This window comes from Corynebacterium sp. 045007, from assembly GCF_040743205.1.
GTDB lineage: Bacteria > Actinomycetota > Actinomycetes > Mycobacteriales > Mycobacteriaceae > Corynebacterium > Corynebacterium jeikeium_D.
In genome coordinates this window covers 56097-70969 of record NZ_JBFLKW010000004.1, presented here as the reverse complement: position 1 = coordinate 70969, position 14873 = coordinate 56097, and the positions used below count along the sequence as shown (strand labels likewise).

The following is a 14873-nucleotide window of genomic DNA, read 5'->3' as shown; positions in this document are numbered from 1 at the left end:
GCCCGCTTAGGCAAAGCCCCCATAATAAACAGCTCGACTTGTTTTAAATGGGATACACGAGGAGTCTACACCATGGCATCAATCAGGCCGTACAAAACAAGGAAGGGCCGACGATGGGAAGTCTTCTACACACGACCCGACGGCGCGCGCGCTCATAAACGTGGATTCCGTACAAAAATAGAAGCCCAAGCCTGGGTTGAAGACGAAGGTGCTGCAGGCCGCGACGGAACATGGATAGACCCGAACCGGCAAAACACCACTATTGCTGTGCTCGCCAAACGCTGGGACAGCACCTTAACCAGACTCAAGCCCTCCGGCGCACGCTCCATCCGTAGCGCCCTCAACAACCACGTCCTACCCAAATGGGGACCACGCCCCGTCGGCAGCATCAAAAAATCAGAAGTCCAAGAATGGATCTACACCTCAAAAATGACTCCAACAACGGCCCGGCGCGCTCATAACGTGTTGTCGCAGATTTTGGATATGGCGGTTGATGATGAGTGTTTGCAGACTAATCCTGCGCGTGGGGTGCGTTTGCCGAGGAAGCCTAAGCCGGTGAAGGTGTATTTGACGATGGAGCAGGTGCGGACTTTGGCGGAGGAGTCGAGTCGGCCGGAGATTATTTGGTTGTTGGCGATCAGTGGGTTGCGGTGGTCGGAGTTGGCTGGGTTGCAGGTAGGGGATTTGGATTTGGACGGTCGGCGGGCGCATTTGCAGCGTGCTGCGGTGACGGTTGTTTCCAGGGTTGAAGTTGGAACATTGAAGACGCATGAGAACCGAAAGGTGGCTATCCCTCGGTTTGTGTGTAATATGCTTGCGCCGCTTATTGAGGGGCGTGATTCTGGTGATTGGGTGTGGGAGCGTGCTGACGGTGGGCCATTGAAGTTGCCGTCTACTGGTTCGTTTTTTCATTGTGCACTGGAGCGTGTGCAGGAGGCTGACTCGAGTTTTCCCCATGTGACTGTCCATGGGTTGCGTCATGTGGCTGCTGGTCTTTTGGTGTCGTCGGGGGCGAACGTGAAAGTGGTGCAGCGCCAATTGGGTCATGCGTCGGCGGCGATGACGCTAGACCAGTACGCTGATTTGTTCGATGGGGACCTTGATGAGGTCGCTGATTCGATGGAGATGGTTTATTCGGCTCTCGGTGAACTTGAATCGGTGCCCCAGAATGAAAGTGCACCAAAAATGCACCAAAAACTAGCTATCGATTCTAAACAGGCTGGTTAACAGTTTATTTCGGGTCGCCTTTTGTGCGTTCGAGTCTCACCGGGGGCACGATTTGAGAACCCGCTTTCACCTGGCTTTTAGCCTGGTGGGGGCGGGTTTTTGGTTGTCTGAGTATTCGCTATCTTTCACTCTTTTTCACGCACTTTCACGCACTTTCACGGGTATTTTGCACCATAAATGAGCCAAAAAAGAGCCACATATTGCCTGCTGAATCCTGCGTTAACTCCTGGGTGAATCTGTTTTTGGGCATAAGAAAACCCCGCCACTACCGATTGAGTGAACGGGGCAGTGCCATGGCGGGGACTCGCACCCCGCGAATGTGGCTACTCCATGGCTTTTGAGTCCGATGATTTCAACAGGCGAGCATACGCTCTGAAAACTTCTTCATCGCCATCGGAGTACTCGGAAATCCCGCTCAACAAAGCTTGCCGCTGCTCTTCTGTGATGGAGACTCGAAACTCAGCGATGTCTTCTGCAAGATAGGTGCTGCGACTGCGTAGCGGCGCAGTGTCGCGGTTACTTCTGATTTGCCGCCGCGGTCGCCGATGCGGGCGCGGTTGATAAACGGCACGAATTGTACCGCGCCGAAGTTGTGCTGCAGACACTCGCTCAACTGCCCGGTCACGCATTAAAACTGCCGAGACGGTTTCCGCTTCACCAGCAGCCGTTCAGTGTGCAGCAAATGCATTCTGGTGAAGCGGAAGCCGTCCTTTTGCAGCAGGCATCCAACTGGACTCTGGCCAATTGGCGTCATCAACAAACGAAGCCCGCTGCTACAGGTTATCCACCGCGTACTGAGCTTCCTCCGGAGTAAACTGCTCGCCGTATTCCGACGTCAGCTGCTCGTAAACCGCATCCGGGGACATTGCCATCGAATCCTGGTAGATTCTCGCCTTTTCCAGTGCGTTCTTATTCCAGTCCGCTTCGAGATTGTCCATCGCATACTGGGCTGCCTCCGGTGAGAATTTCTCGCCATACTCCGAGGTCAGCTGATCATAAATACCGGCCTTCGACATGTGCATGCGATTCGCGTAAATCTCTGCCTTGCGGAGAGCATTCTTGTATTCGGCCGGGACCTTCTCATCCTGCTTTTGCTGCTCCCCCGTCTGACCCTGCTGCTCATCTGCACCTGCCTCGGGTGCCTCAGCGAAATCGGCATTCTCAACAGTCCCAGAATCAGCCGCAACGGCAGTCTCCGAACCAAAGAGAGATGCAGCTTCAGAATCGGAACCCGAATCGGCATCGCCGCCACCGGTCAAGCTGGCCGCCACAGCGAGGACCACAACAGCACCGGCGGCGATACCGCCCCACTTGAAGCAGCCACCCTTCTTCTTTTCTTTCGGAGCCGGAGGCATCTGCCCCGCTGCCGACGGACCCTGCGGGTAGGGCTGCTGGCCGAGCGGATCCTGCGGGCTGTGCTGGTAGGACTGCTGCCCCAGCGAATCCTGCGGATTCTGGGAGCCGTACGGATTCTGGGAGCCATACGGGTTCTGTGGACTCTGCGGGTTCTGGGGGAAAGTGGAATCGGACATCGTAAGAAGCCTCCTGCGTAGAAGTTGCAATAAACGAACAGCTCTCTGTCGTCAGTTGGAACTATCCCAGGAACTCCGGATTCAACTTTCCGCACTACACAAATATTTTCGATTCGCGAACCATAAGGCACCACTGAAGGTAAGAAGAAACCAGGCCTCTACCCCATAGAACAGGGCTTGGAACTGGTTAATCTCTTTAAAAACTAACCTTCAACCCCGGCCAGCGCTTGCTCAATATCGGCAAATAATATCGCCAACATTTTCCAAACCAATAGAAGGCCAAAAGCGGCCAAGGAGTAGAAACCCCTCCAACGACAGCCGCCCATATGGAACCCGCCAGCACATAGACGCCCCACCGAAGGCACTTCCTAACAATGATGCTTCCGAGCAAGCCCCGGTGCACACCTTCATCGCAAACAACACAGCAGCGTAGCTCTTGACATAGATGACGCCATGGCAGGACTCGTCGAACTCGGCAAAAGCCGGGGTTACGGCATCACGCCCGCGACCGCCAGCCCCACGACACTTCCCAAATCCCCGCCCCTCAACCGCAAAGATTTTATTTTCCACCCCACTGTCCATATAATGAGATACCAATCCCGTATAGCAAGACTGGATTAGTTTTTACGCACACCACTACGTATCAGCGGCCAGCCATTGCTCCCGGCTTTACACCCTGCCCACCAGCAGCTCTCGCCGCGGTCGAGTTTTCTCAAAGTACAAAGTACTCAGTACTCAACACGTTTTGGACTGTCATCATGCCTGCTGCGAATTCCCCCTCTAGCTCCCCCGACCACGCTGTGAACGCGAACTCCGCTAAGACGCCGCTTCACACTGTGAACGCGAACTCCGCTAAGACGCCGCTTCACGCAGTACCGGAGGACACCACCCCCACAGATCCGTCGACCATCACCGATGCGGAAATCTTCGAGGCGCACCTAGGCGGCAAGCTCCGCTCCCACTCGACCATGAAGCTCGAGACGATTCGCGACCTCTCCATTGGCTACACCCCAGGCGTCGCTCGCGTCTGTGAGGCCATCCACGAAGATCCGGCTCTGGCCCGCACCTACACCTGGACCGGCCAGAACGTCGCAGTGGTTTCCGACGGCACCGCCGTGCTTGGCCTTGGCGACATCGGGCCCAAGGCCGCGCTACCGGTGATGGAAGGAAAAGCCCAGCTCTTCGAGCAGTTCGCTGGCATCTCCGCTGTGCCAATCGTCCTGGATACCCTCGACACGGAGGAAATCATCCAGACGGTCAAGGCGCTGGCACCGTCGTTTGGCGGAGTGAACCTCGAAGACATCTCCGCGCCTCGCTGCTTCGAGATCGAGCAGCGTCTCGACCAAGAGCTCGACATCCCCATCTTCCACGACGACCAGCACGGCACTGCCATCGTCATCGCCGCCGGCCTGATCAACGCCTGCAAGCTGACCGGCCGCAGCTTCCAGGATCTCCGCGTAGTCATCTCCGGCGCTGGTGCTGCTGGTGTCGCTGCGACGAAGATGCTGCTGTCCGCTGGCGTGTCCGACATCGTCGTCGTCGATTCGCGCGGCATCATCCACCCGGACCGCGAGCCACTAAGCGACATCAAGCAGTGGGTCGCCGGCATGACTAACCCGCGCGGTATCACCGGCTCGATCAACGATGCGCTTGTCGACGCTAACGTGTTCATCGGCGTCTCTGCCGGCCGTATCGGCGAGGATGCGATTAGCCAGATGGCCGCTGACCCGATCCTGTTCTCGCTAGCCAACCCGATTCCGGAAATCCCGATGGAAATCGCTCGCAAGTACGGAGCCGTCGTGGCCACTGGCCGCTCGGATCATCCGAACCAGATTAATAATGTGCTGGCCTTCCCGGGTCTGTTCCGTGGCGCACTGGAGGCGGGTGCCAAACGGATCACCGAGGCCATGAAGCTGGCTGCTACTCAGGCCATCGCAAATGTTGGCGTAGAGGACCTGAGTGCCGACCGCATTATCCCGTCGACGCTGGATTCGCGCGTCATGCCGGCCGTGGCGAAGGCTGTCCGCGATGCTGCGCTGAGCGACCCGGCCTCCGGCGCGGTCGGCCCGCTCGACGTCACTGGCAATGGCTTTGCTGCAGCTGAAGCGAACTAGAAAACCGGCGCTGACTATTCCCCGGGAAGTCTGAAAAGTGTGCGGTTTTCCTGCACCCGCCTGAAGCGCAGCTGAATAGGGGTACCGAATTTAAGGTATTCCTGTGCCTAGGTAACATATTCAGATATGAAAAGACCCATCGCATTGGCGGCTGCCACGCTGACTGCGACCTTGTTCTTAGGGCTTACAGGCTGCGTCACCAATGACGAAAGCGGTAACCCCGAGGGCTGGTCAGAGATCAAACCGGCAGCGGTCCCCGAACTGGCGAAACAGGTCCCAGCAGATCTTCGTAAGCGCGAAGTATTGCGCATCGGCACCAACCCAACATTCGCCCCAGCAGAGTTTAAGGATTCCGCCGGTTCCATCATCGGCTTCGACATTGACCTTATGCGGGCCATGGCCAGCGTCCTGGATTTGCGGCTGGAAATCCAAGAACAGGATTTCGCACTGATTCTGCCGGCCCTATCGGCCGGCGCAGTTGATGTTGGCGCCTCCGGCTTCACCTCAAATGAGGAGCGCCGCAAGACCTACGACTTCGTCGACTACCTGGATACCGGCCTACAGTGGGCACGTCGCCCGGGCAGCGACGCCAGCTCCGACAACTACTGTGGCAAAACTGTCGCCGTTCAGCGCAATACCGTCGCGGACATGGAGGACCTGCCGGTAAAGAATCAGGATTGTCTGGATCGCGGTTTGCCACCAATTAACAAATTGGCCTACCAGGATGCCGGTACCGCCGCTACCACTGTGGTGCTGGGGCGTGCTGACGCGCTGGCAGCTGACTCACCAGTCAGTGCCTACGCGGTCAATCGCTCTGAGGGCAAACTCGAACTTGCCGGAGATATCTACGATGGTGCCCCGTTCGGCTTCGCTATTCCGAAGGATTCAGAACTCGGCCCAGTACTCCAGCAGGCGCTGCAGTACCTCATCGACAACGGCCAGTACAAGCAAATCCTGACCACATGGGGTTTGGAAGACGGTGCTTTGGAACGCGCCACTATTAACGGAGAGGAACTTTAAGTGAGCGACTCATCTGCGTCTGGCGCCCGCTACGAGGCCACACAGGCGGAACTCAACGAAGAAATTAAGGCCAAACCGCTGCCGCACCCGGGTCGCTGGATCACCGCAGCAGTGCTGCTAGTGCTCTTCCTGTGGTTCATCATCGGTGCCGCCCGCAACGAGGCCTACCACTGGGATGTTTACTTCCAGTACCTGTTCGACACACGAATCGCCGCTGCCGCTGGCTGGACCATTGCACTGACAGTCCTCGCCATGCTCATCGGTATCGTCGGCGGTGCTATCGTCGCCGTACTCCGCATGTCGGACAACCCCGTGCTGTCCACTGTTGCTTGGTTCTACCTGTGGGTTTTCCGAGGAACTCCGGTCTACGTGCAGCTGGTCTTTTGGGGTCTCCTCGGCACTATCTACTCGACGGTTGACCTGGGTGTTACCGAGGTTGATCTCAGCACCGTCCTGTCCAATACCTTTGTGTTAGCGTTCGTAGGTCTCGGCTTGAATGAGTCCGCATACATGGCTGAAATTGTCCGTGCCGGCATCCAGGCTGTCCCGGAGGGCCAGACCGAAGCATCGAAGGCACTGGGTATGAGCTGGTGGCAGACTGTCCGCCGCACCATCTTGCCACAGGCTATGCGCATCATCATCCCGCCGACGGGCAACGAGTTCATCTCCCTGCTGAAGACCACTTCGCTGGTCATCGCAGTGCCGTTCTCGCTGGAACTCTACGGCCGCTCCACGGACATCGCCAATGCGCTGTTCCTGCCGGTGCCGATGCTGCTTGTCGCCGCCACCTGGTACTTGGTCATCACATCAATTCTGATGGTCGGACAGTTCTACCTTGAGCGCTACTTCGCCCGCGGCGCTACCCGTCAGCTCACCGCCCGCCAGCTGGCCGCGCTTGCCGACGCCGAAGGTGTGCCGCTTGCAAATGCTCGCGTTGTCGATAAGGACGAAGAGCACTTCTACCGAGAGGATCCGCAGTAAATGACTACCAAAGATTTGATGGTTGAGGCGCAAAAGGTTCGGAAGAACTTCGGCCGTCTCGAGGTCCTCAAGGGCATCGACCTGGAAGTTCCACGCGGTACCGTTACCTGCCTCATTGGTCCTTCGGGCTCCGGTAAGTCCACGCTGCTGCGCTGTATCAACCACCTGGAGAAGGTCAATGCCGGCCGTCTCTACGTCGACGGTTCCCTGATTGGCTACCGCGAAAAGAACGGCAGCCTCTACGAGATTTCCGCCGCAGAAGCTGCCCGTCAGCGTCGCGATATCGGTATGGTTTTCCAGAACTTCAATCTGTTCCCGCACCGCACAGTGCTGGGAAATATCACCGAGGCACCGGTGCTGGTAAAGGGTGTCTCTCAGGAGCAGGCTGAAAAGCGTGCCATGGAGCTGCTGGAGACTGTTGGTCTGGCGCACAAGGCCGATGCCTACCCTGTTCAGCTCTCGGGCGGTCAGCAACAGCGTGTTGCCATTGCTCGAGCCCTGGCCATGGAGCCGAAGCTAATGCTCTTCGATGAGCCGACTTCCGCTCTTGACCCCGAGCTCGTCGGTGAGGTTCTCAACGTCATGCGTGGTCTGGCCGATAAGGGCATGACCATGGTCGTCGTGACGCACGAGATGGGCTTTGCCCGCGAAGTCGCCGACCAGGTCGTGTTTATGGCTGACGGCGTGGTCGTGGAGAAAGGCACCCCGGATGAGGTGCTGGGTAATCCACAGCACGAGCGCACCCGCAACTTCCTATCTTCGCTGTTGAAGTAATAGCTACTGAAATAACAGCAAGGAGAGGCTGGCAAGCGGAACAGCAAGCCTAAGCGCCAAAAGTTGCGGAGATTCCGCGAAACATAGTGACTGCCGCGCCGGTAGTCGCCAGAATGACCGCGAGCTTTCGGGCTTGCACAATGGGCACTCGTCGGGAAACGCGAGTGCCCAAAAATATACCCACAATCATGGCAACCAAACACAGCGGCCAGAGGATAACCGGTGTGGTGGCGAAGACAGATACGTCACCGCTGATTTCCTTGAACAGCAAGGACAACGCGCCGGAAACAAAGAAGAGCGGTTGCAGGGTGGCTGCAAATGTCTGCGCTGGCCAACGGGAAGCCTGTGCGTAAACGGTAATGGCTGGGCCCGCAATGCCGGCCAGGGTATTCATAAAACCGCCGGCCACGCCTGAGGCAACGGCGTATTGTGGGCCGTCGACACGCATGCGCTGAGGCATAAAGGATGTCACTAGCAGCGCGAGTAGCACGAGCCCGCCGACCAACACCTGGAGCGGCCCGCTGGGCGTGTTGTGAACCACCCAAGCGCCGGGCAGTGCGCCGAGAGCCTTCACCGGGCCAATCAGCCAGAATTTCTTCCAATCGACGTTTTCTCGCACCGAGATGGTCTGCATGATCGCATTGACCGATGCGAGCACGTTAATAATCAAAATTCCTGCTACGGGACCTGCAACCAGTGAGAGGACCGGCCCTCCCAACAGTCCGAGTCCCATACCGGCTATTCGCTGCATCAGGGCCCCGATGAAAATCGTTGCCACGATAAAGACAAAAGCCCACACTGATAACTCCATGGGAGGGAGTTTACAGCGTGGGCTTTTTGGCTATTCGACGGGCGGGGTCGCCGAGGATCCGTCGTAAAGCGGAAACGTTAGCAGACTAGATGACGCCCTGAGCCAGCATTGCGTTAGCGACCTTCTTGAAGCCTGCGATGTTGGCGCCGAGCACGTAGTTACCCTCGTGATCGTACTCAGCGGCGGTGGTTTCGCAGTTCTTGAAGATGTTGGTCATGATGCGCTTCAGGCGCTCATCGGTGTAGGAGAAGGACCAGGAATCGCGGGTAGCGTTCTGCTGCATCTCCAGAGCGGAGGTTGCAACACCGCCAGCGTTGGCAGCCTTGCCCGGCGCAAAGTGGACACCGTTGGCCTTGAAGACCTCGATAGCCTCCGGAGTGGACGGCATGTTTGCGCCCTCAGCAACGAAGCGGCAGCCGTTGTCGACCAGCAGCTTGGCGGACTCGCCATTGAGCTCATTCTGAGTTGCACACGGCAGTGCGACATCAGCCTTGAGCTCCCAGATGTTGCCACCCTCGTGGAACTCAGCGCCCTCAGCCTCAGCGACGTACTCGGAGACGCGAGCACGACGAACTTCCTTGATCTCCTTCAGCAGCTCGACGTCGACACCGTTCGGAGTGGAGACATAACCGGAGGAGTCAGAGAAACCGACGACGGTAGCGCCGAGCTCCTGAGCCTTCCTAATGGCGTAGATGGCGACGTTACCGGAACCGGAAACGATGACCTTGGCACCGTTGATGTCGGCACCGTTGGCCTTCATCATCTCTTCAGTGAAGTAGACACAGCCGTAACCGGTGGCCTCGGTACGAACCAGGGAACCGCCCCAGGTCAGGCCCTTACCGGTGAGAACGCCGGACTCGTGCTGGTTGGCCATACGGCGGTACTGACCGAACAGGTAGCCAATCTCGCGGCCGCCGACGCCGATGTCACCGGCCGGGACGTCACGGTACTCACCGATGTGGCGGTGCAGCTCTGTCATGAACGACTGGCAGAAGCGCATGATTTCCAGCTCGGACTTGCCCTTCGGATCAAAGTCGGAGCCACCCTTGCCGCCACCGATCGGCAGGCCGGTCAGGGAGTTCTTGAAGATCTGCTCGAAGCCCAGGAACTTAATGATGCCGAGGTTCACGCTCGGGTGGAAGCGCAGACCGCCCTTGTACGGGCCCAGCACAGAGTTGAACTGAACACGGAAGCCACGGTTGACCTGGACCTGCCCCTGGTCGTCGACCCACGGCACGCGGAAAATAATCTGACGCTCCGGCTCACACAGACGCTGAACCAAGCCGTAGTCACCGTAGTGTGGGTCCTTTTCCAGGACGACCTTCAGCGACTCCAGAACTTCTGCCACTGCCTGGTGGAACTCCGGCTCACCGGCGTTTCGGGTGAGAATCTGGTCATAGAGTCCCGAAACCTTCTGCTCGATATTCAAAATAAACCTCTCTGCGAAACCATTATGGCGCCCACGAAGAACAAACCGTCAGCGGTTGTAACCCACTTCCCGGTTGCCGTAACTCGGTGGCACAGGTTGTGTGCACAAGGACTGGGCAACTGTAGATATTGAAGCGGACATAATTATACAACGGCATATTGCTGGGAAAACTCGTAGCGATTTGCGCTACACCCGTTGGCCAAGCCAATCACTGACTCTGTGGAGGCTTACACTTTTCACGAATTAGGTAGGAAATTACCTAAATACGGCAACATTCCAGGGATACGTCGCAACAGATTCGAGCATTTCGTCGAACTCACGCAGCACTGGGTCCGGGGGCAATTCTGCACGCGGAGTCAGTAGCTCAGAGAGGTCCATAGCGAGTTCATTGAGAGAACCACCGTGCTGATCGAAGCTCAAGAGATAACGGAATACCTTCCTATCCCCCAACGGCTCCTTCGGGTTCTCACGCTCCCACTGCTCCACCAACTGCGCGTCCGTGTCCGCCGACGCCACCGAAACATCCACGTCACTAACTCGCCCGGCGCGGTCAAACTCACTCAACTTGGTACGAAATGCCTCGGCCAGCGCCTCCGATTCGGTCGGCTTCACCAGGCAGTGAAAAACAATCTTCGACATAACTTCACAGGCTAAGCCACGCGAGACGGCCAGACAATAGCTAACCGTCGTCAAGCCCTTGTCCCCCTACGTTGGCGCGCCGACCGCCAGCAAAGACGTAGTGTTGGACTTATGCAGGCTTTCAGCAATCCCCTCATCACGCTTGCCGACGGCACGGTGAAGCAAGTTAATCCTTTTTCCGGTACCCAGGTGTGGACAGTCCCAGGTCGTGGAAATCGGCCGTTGGGAATTAAGCACACGGATCCGCAGCCATTGAGCGAGGAGGATTTTGGATCCCGCGACTCCTTTGGCTGGAACAACCTGCTGCAAACCCCGCCGGAGAAGGCCCGTGTTGTCCTCGACGAATCGGTATTCGGCGGCTACAGCACGGTGACCGGAGTACTGCCCGACCAGCTCTTCGACACCACTGCGGAGTTCCGCCGCGTGCCCAACCTGTTCGAGATCGTCTCCTATGACTATTGGTCGGAAAACTACGGCTTCGAGCCCGACCGCGAAACTCAGCAACGCATGGAGGCCTACCTCGATGACCCGAAGGGCCGCGAGCACGTGCTCAACATCATTCGCACGCGCTACCGCGCCGCTGGACGCAGTGAAGAGGAAATCAGCGCGCTTTCCGACGAGGAATTGCTGCGCCGCGCCCCAAGCTATTTCGCCGGCGGCCACGATGTGATTGTTGCCCGTCGCCACTTTGTCGACGGCGCTACTCACGATAATCAGCTGGCTTCTTCTGGCACATTGAGCGTTGCCGAGCACCGCGCACTTATTGCGTTTACCGTCGAGTCGATTGCTGACCTGTACCGACGTAACCGCTACGTACGTTATGTGGCCGCTTTCCAAAACTGGCTAAAACCGGCAGGCGCCAGCTTCGATCACTTGCACAAGCAGCTTGTGGCCATCGATGAGCACGGCGAGCAGCTCAAGCGCGAAGTGCAGGCGGTGCGCAAGAACCCGAATATCTACAACGAATACGCGGTGGACTATGCGGCCCGCCACAACCTGGTTATTGCGGAAAACGAGCACGCGGTGGCTTTCGCAGGATTCGGACACCGCTACCCGACGCTGGAGATCTTCTCGAAGTCGGATGTCTGCGAACCGTGGCTGCAAACCCGGGCTGAGATAGACGCAATGTCGGACCTGATTCACGCATGTCATGCCGCTGCCGGGCCCACCATTCCGTGTAACGAGGAATGGCACCACCGCCCTGTCGATTTGGATGCCCGCATGCCGTGGCGCGTAATGATTAAGTGGCGCACCTCAAATTTGGCCGGTTTTGAAGGTGGCACCAAGATTTATCTGAACACCATCTCCCCATGGGATCTGCGCGACCGCGTTGTCCCGGAGATGTACCGTTTACGGGAGACCGGAAAGATTTCGGACAGCATTCACATTGCGACCGAGTGCCAGTGCCAGCCAAACTCGCTGAAGTACAACCCGCTCGTCGAAGACGGGTCGCGACTGTAGTTCTCTGGCACAGAGTAGAGAGAAGTTAGGAGTCTTAATCCAGGTGAGCAACAATGAAGCACGACTGAGCCGCATTCGCGACCTCATCGCCACTCATCGAGTGCCATTGGACAGGCAGTGGGAAATCTACCGTTACCTGCACCAGCACCCGGAGCTATCTCAGGCGGAGGAGAAAACTGCCGCGTATCTGGCCGGTGCTCTTCGCGACATGGGCACTTACACGGTGTATGAGGGAATCGGTGGTCACGGCCTCGTTGGTGTCATGGAAAATGGCCCCGGCCCTACCGTGCTGTTCCGCGCTGATATCGATGCGCTTCCGGTGTTCGAGGAAACCGGTGTGGACTTCGCTTCCTCTGCCACCGGTACCGCCCGCGATGGTTCTGCCACCGCCGTCATGCACGCCTGTGGCCATGACATGCACATGACGGCCGGTCTTGGTCTGGCTAGCCTGATGGCAGCAACTAAGTCTGAGTGGTCGGGTACTTTCATTGCCCTGTTCCAGCCCGCCGAGGAACTGGCCTGTGGTGCACAGGCTATGATTGACGACGGCCTGGCAGACCTCATCCCCACCCCAGATGTGTGCTTCGGCCAGCACATTGTTCCCGGCCCCGCAGGTCAGGTAATGACCATGCCCGGCCCGGCACTTGCTGGCTGTGACACCATTAGCATCACGCTGACAGGTCGCTCCGCACATGGATCTATGCCGCACAACGCCGTTGACCCGACGTACTTGGCTGCCGCAATCGTTCTGCGCTTGCAAGGAATTGTGGGGCGCGAGATTCCTCCCCACGAGTTTGGTGTTTTGTCCGTCGGCACGCTGCAGTCCGGCAATTCGAATAACACAATCCCCGGTCAGGCCAAGATTGTGCTGAACATTCGCTACTACTCCAACGATGTGCGCGCGAAGCTCATTGCGGGCATTGAGCGCGTTGTTCGTGGCGAGTGCCTGGCTTCCGGCACTGAGATTGATCCTGTGATTGAGTACTCCGATCACGGCGAAGTCACTGACAATGATCCGGAGGCGTTTGCCACGATTCGCCCGGTCATGGACGCTGTGCTCGGCGACGATTCCACCGATGCTGTGCCGTGGACCGCATCGGAGGACTTCTCAGACCTGCCGCGTGGACTGAACTGCCCATATGTCTACTGGACCGTTGGCGCCACACCTCGGGATACGTGGGAAGCCGCCGTTGCTGCCGACCGCGTGGTCGAAGACGTACCGTCGAATCACATGCCGACATTCCTGCCGGACTTCGAGCCGACGGCTACCTCCGCGACTTCTGCCGCCGCTGCCGCCGTACTGTCCTACTTGGCAAAGTAAGAGCTGCGTGCCGGCCGCTTGCCACCGCGCACAGCGCAAAGATCCCACCAAACAGCCCGACAGCCCAGGTCGAAAGGCTCCAAGCAAAAAGCCGGTAAGCCCCAAAAGGGCTTACCGGCTTTTCCCAACGCGCCAGAGAGCTAGCGAGCGTCCTCGCCAATAACGTGGACGTGAATCATGTTGGTATTGCCCTCATTTCCTGGAGGGGTACCAGCAACAACGACCAGCGTGTCGCCAGCGTTGTAGTTTTCCATGGTCAAGAGCTGCTCATCGATGACCTGCATGATCTCATCCGTGCTGTTAACCTCGCGCACCAAGAAGGTCTCCGCACCCCACGTCAGCGCAAGCTGCGAACGAACCTGCTGATTCGGAGTGAATACCAGCAGCGGCAGGCGAGAGTGCAAGCGTGCCACACGGCGAGCGGTATCACCCGAGGTGGTGAAAGCAACCATAGCGCGGGCATTCAAGCGCTCACCGATATCGCGAGCTGCGTAGGAAATCACACCACGCTTCGTGCGAGGCATGTGGGTCAGCGCAGGAACTTCCCCCTCGCGCTCAGCGGCGGTGACGATGCGAGCCATGGTCTTAACCGTGGACTGCGGGTACTTACCAACCGAGGTCTCACCCGAGAGCATCACGGCATCTGCGCCATCGAGCACAGCGTTGGCCACGTCGGAGGCCTCCGCACGAGTCGGGCGCGAGTTCGAAATCATGGAGTCGAGCATCTGGGTGGCGACGATGACCGGCTTGGCGTTCTCGCGGGCAATCTGAATAGCGCGCTTCTGAACCAGCGGAACATCTTCCAACGGCACCTCAACACCAAGGTCACCACGGGCGACCATCACGGCATCGAAGGCCAGGATGATGGCCTCGAGAGACTCGACTGCCTCTGGCTTCTCCAGCTTGGCGATAATCGGGACACGACGGCCAACCTCATCCATGACCGCATGGACCAGTTCGACGTCGGAAGGCGAACGGACGAAGGACAGCGCGATGAAGTCGACTCCCAGCTTCAGAGCGAAGCGCAGGTCGGCGATATCCTTCTCTGACAGAGCCGGCACCGAGATGTTCATCCCCGGCAGGGAAACACCCTTGTTGTTCGAGACCGGACCGCCCTCGATGACGCGGCACACCACATCATTGCCATCTACCTCGATGCACTCCAGGCCCACCTTGCCATCGTCGACAAGCAGGCGATCGCCCGGACGGGCATCGTCAGCGAGATTCTTGTACGTGGTGGAGACGCGGTCGTGCGTGCCTTCGACATCGTCGACGGTGATGCGGACAATCTCGCCGTCAGCCCAATACGTCGAGCCTTCCTTAAAACGACCGAGGCGAATCTTTGGTCCCTGCAAGTCGGCGAGAATACCGACGGCATGTCCCGTAGCGTCGGATGCTTCACGCACCCAGTGGTAGTTCTGAGCGTGGTCCTCATGCTCACCGTGAGAGAAATTCAGACGGGCAACATCCATGCCGGCGTTGACCAGCCCGGTAATCCCCTCCAGCGAAGCAACTGCTGGACCGAGGGTACATACAATCTTCGTTCGTCTAAGCACGGCCTCCA

The 14873-nt window shown here is 58.1% G+C and carries 13 protein-coding genes; 7 read left to right on the top strand and 6 right to left on the bottom strand.

The genetic code is table 11. The features are described 5' to 3' along the window. Positions 1-72: 72 nt before the first annotated feature. Positions 73-1227: a tyrosine-type recombinase/integrase gene (locus AB1Z34_RS03480; protein ID WP_367157904.1), complete on the top strand. Its 1155-nt coding sequence runs from the start codon at positions 73-75 to the stop codon at positions 1225-1227. A gap of 415 nt (positions 1228-1642) precedes the next feature. Here AB1Z34_RS03480 and AB1Z34_RS03475 read toward each other — a convergent pair whose 3' ends face one another. Both AB1Z34_RS03475 and AB1Z34_RS03470 read right to left on the bottom strand, forming a co-directional pair. Beyond that, the gene (locus AB1Z34_RS03475) at positions 1643-1852 is read right to left on the bottom strand and encodes a hypothetical protein (protein ID WP_049190013.1); all 210 of its coding nucleotides are present in this window, start codon (positions 1850-1852) and stop codon (positions 1643-1645) included. A gap of 148 nt (positions 1853-2000) precedes the next feature. Beyond that, positions 2001-2759 (bottom strand): Ltp family lipoprotein, encoded by a 759-nt coding sequence (locus AB1Z34_RS03470; protein WP_367157902.1) that lies wholly within the window; start codon positions 2757-2759, stop codon positions 2001-2003. A gap of 758 nt (positions 2760-3517) precedes the next feature. On the opposite strand from AB1Z34_RS03470, the gene AB1Z34_RS03465 reads away from it, so the two are divergent. From AB1Z34_RS03465 to ehuA, 4 genes are all read left to right on the top strand, one after another. Further along, positions 3518-4873: an NADP-dependent malic enzyme gene (locus tag AB1Z34_RS03465; protein ID WP_367157901.1), complete on the top strand. Its 1356-nt coding sequence runs from the start codon at positions 3518-3520 to the stop codon at positions 4871-4873. Positions 4874-4999: 126 nt separating this feature from the next. Then, complete coding sequence (locus tag AB1Z34_RS03460; protein ID WP_016422930.1) at positions 5000-5893, top strand: ABC transporter substrate-binding protein; 894 nt, start codon at positions 5000-5002, stop codon at positions 5891-5893. Then, positions 5894-6874, top strand: coding sequence for an amino acid ABC transporter permease (locus AB1Z34_RS03455; protein WP_070652783.1), 981 nt, complete (start codon positions 5894-5896; stop codon positions 6872-6874). Beyond that, on the top strand, positions 6875-7648 hold the full coding sequence (ehuA, locus tag AB1Z34_RS03450) for an ectoine/hydroxyectoine ABC transporter ATP-binding protein EhuA (RefSeq protein ID WP_016422932.1): 774 nt from the start codon (positions 6875-6877) through the stop codon (positions 7646-7648). It abuts the gene before it with no gap. Positions 7649-7697: 49 nt separating this feature from the next. On the opposite strand, the gene AB1Z34_RS03445 is transcribed toward ehuA, so the two are convergent. From AB1Z34_RS03445 to AB1Z34_RS03435, 3 genes are all read right to left on the bottom strand, one after another. After that, entirely contained in the window at positions 7698-8459 is a 762-nt protein-coding gene (locus AB1Z34_RS03445) for a TSUP family transporter (RefSeq protein WP_367157900.1), read from the bottom strand. A gap of 85 nt (positions 8460-8544) precedes the next feature. Further along, positions 8545-9888 carry an NADP-specific glutamate dehydrogenase gene (gdhA, locus tag AB1Z34_RS03440; RefSeq protein ID WP_151011010.1) on the bottom strand — a complete coding sequence of 448 codons (1344 nt, stop codon included), beginning with the start codon at positions 9886-9888 and terminating at the stop codon, positions 8545-8547. 255 nt (positions 9889-10143) lie between these two features. Continuing rightward, the gene (locus AB1Z34_RS03435) at positions 10144-10527 is read right to left on the bottom strand and encodes a hypothetical protein (RefSeq protein WP_049193965.1); all 384 of its coding nucleotides are present in this window, start codon (positions 10525-10527) and stop codon (positions 10144-10146) included. Positions 10528-10638: 111 nt separating this feature from the next. Between AB1Z34_RS03435 and AB1Z34_RS03430 the strand changes: the two genes are divergently transcribed. Then, on the top strand, positions 10639-11988 hold the full coding sequence (locus tag AB1Z34_RS03430) for a DUF4921 family protein (RefSeq protein WP_016422936.1): 1350 nt from the start codon (positions 10639-10641) through the stop codon (positions 11986-11988). A 43-nt stretch (positions 11989-12031) separates the two neighbouring features. Continuing rightward, the gene (locus tag AB1Z34_RS03425; protein ID WP_367157899.1) at positions 12032-13309 is read left to right on the top strand and encodes an amidohydrolase; all 1278 of its coding nucleotides are present in this window, start codon (positions 12032-12034) and stop codon (positions 13307-13309) included. Between the two features lie 140 nt (positions 13310-13449). On the opposite strand, the gene pyk is transcribed toward AB1Z34_RS03425, so the two are convergent. Continuing rightward, positions 13450-14865, bottom strand: coding sequence for a pyruvate kinase (gene pyk, locus AB1Z34_RS03420; RefSeq protein WP_016422938.1), 1416 nt, complete (start codon positions 14863-14865; stop codon positions 13450-13452). Between the last annotated feature and the right edge of the window lie 8 nt (positions 14866-14873).

Bases quoted from the DNA above. Each gene is read 5' to 3' on its own strand.
- AB1Z34_RS03480 (WP_367157904.1), top strand. From the start codon at position 73: ATGGCATCAATCAGGCCGTACAAAACAAGGAAGGGCCGACGATGGGAA.
- AB1Z34_RS03470 (WP_367157902.1), bottom strand. From the start codon at position 2,759: ATGTCCGATTCCACTTTCCCCCAGAACCCGCAGAGTCCACAGAACCCG.
- AB1Z34_RS03465 (WP_367157901.1), top strand. From the start codon at position 3,518: ATGCCTGCTGCGAATTCCCCCTCTAGCTCCCCCGACCACGCTGTGAAC.
- AB1Z34_RS03460 (WP_016422930.1), top strand. From the start codon at position 5,000: ATGAAAAGACCCATCGCATTGGCGGCTGCCACGCTGACTGCGACCTTG.
- ehuA (WP_016422932.1), top strand. From the start codon at position 6,875: ATGACTACCAAAGATTTGATGGTTGAGGCGCAAAAGGTTCGGAAGAAC.
- AB1Z34_RS03445 (WP_367157900.1), bottom strand. From the start codon at position 8,459: ATGGAGTTATCAGTGTGGGCTTTTGTCTTTATCGTGGCAACGATTTTC.
- AB1Z34_RS03435 (WP_049193965.1), bottom strand. From the start codon at position 10,527: ATGTCGAAGATTGTTTTTCACTGCCTGGTGAAGCCGACCGAATCGGAG.
- AB1Z34_RS03430 (WP_016422936.1), top strand. From the start codon at position 10,639: ATGCAGGCTTTCAGCAATCCCCTCATCACGCTTGCCGACGGCACGGTG.